We start from the raw sequence: 1,185 nt of genomic DNA on the forward strand, positions 1-1,185 counted from the left end.
GTCCGCGGCGTGCCCTGGAGCAGACGACGCGCGGCGGCCGGCGGCAGGTCGGCGAGCAGGACCCGGCCCATGGAGGTGAGGAACGCCGGCAGCCGCGTGCCGACGTCGAGGTTCACCCGGATGATCCGCTCGGTGTGCACGCGGGCGATGTAGAGCAGGAAGGCCCCGTCCAGCACCGCGGCGGAGCAGGACTGCTCGAGGGCCTGGGAGGCACGGGCCAGCACCGGCCGCAGCAGCTCCGCCAGTGACGTGCCCGTCCAGTAGCCGTGGCCGAGCTCGAGCACCCGCGGAGTGAGTCGGAACTCGCGGCCCTCCTGCACCGCGAAGCCCTCGTGGACGAGCGTGTGCAGGACACGGCGCGCCGTGGCGCGCGTGATGCCGGCGGCTTCTGCGGCGGAGGAGACGGTCAGCGCCGGACGGCCCGGGGTGAAGGACCGCAGCACGGCCAGTCCGGTGGCCAGGGCGCGCACGGGGGCCTCCGGGCGGGCGGGGCCGGGGCCGTCGGCGGGGGGATCGGGAAGCATGCGGCGAGCCTACCGTTCGCTGTGCGCACAAGAGTGCGTTGCACGAACTCTCCTGGCCCGGCGTCCGGGGCGGGGCTAGCGTCACCGGCGAGAGAGATCGCGAGCGCACAGCAGAGGAGACCCGCCATGACCGTCACGGACGCCTATGTGTACGACGCCGTCCGCACCCCCTTCGGCAAGATCGGCGGCGCGCTCGCCGGCTCCCGGCCGGACGACCTCGCCGCCCACGTGCTCCGGACCCTCGTGGACCGTGCGCCCGGTCTGGCGGGGCTGCGTCGCGAGAGCGCGCAGGACGTGGCGGGCGAGCTGCGCGGCGCCCCGATCGAGGCCGGCACGGACCGTGCCCGCCCGGACCGGATCGACGAGGTGGTGTTCGGCAACGCGAACGGGGCCGGGGAGGAGAACCGCAACGTGGGCCGCATGGCCGCGCTGCTGGCCGGCCTGCCGCTGTCCATCCCCGGCACCACCGTGAACCGCCTCTGCGGCTCCTCCCTGGACGCGGCGATCATCGCCTCCCGCCAGATCAACACCGGCGAGGCGGACGTGGTCCTCGTGGGCGGCGTGGAGTCGATGTCCCGTGCCCCGTGGGTGCTGCCCAAGACCACCCGCCCGTTCCCCATGCACGACCTGGCGGCGGCGAACACCACGCTCGGCTGGCGCC

Annotated in this window: 2 protein-coding genes; one reads left to right on the forward strand and one right to left on the reverse strand. The window is 74.9% G+C overall.

Annotated elements, in window-relative coordinates; translation table 11 throughout:
• A partial coding sequence (locus tag ACFWJO_RS40145; protein WP_386873288.1) for a helix-turn-helix domain-containing protein occupies positions 1 to 524 on the reverse strand: 524 nt, incomplete at its 3' end.
• A gap of 126 nt (positions 525 to 650) precedes the next feature.
• On the opposite strand from ACFWJO_RS40145, the gene ACFWJO_RS40150 reads away from it, so the two are divergent.
• Positions 651 to 1,185, forward strand: a 535-nt coding sequence (locus tag ACFWJO_RS40150) for a beta-ketoacyl synthase N-terminal-like domain-containing protein (RefSeq protein ID WP_386873290.1), incomplete at its 3' end; no start/stop codon positions are given.

The organism is Streptomyces sp. NPDC127092 (assembly GCF_042722475.1).
Classification (GTDB): Bacteria; Actinomycetota; Actinomycetes; order Streptomycetales; family Streptomycetaceae; genus Streptomyces.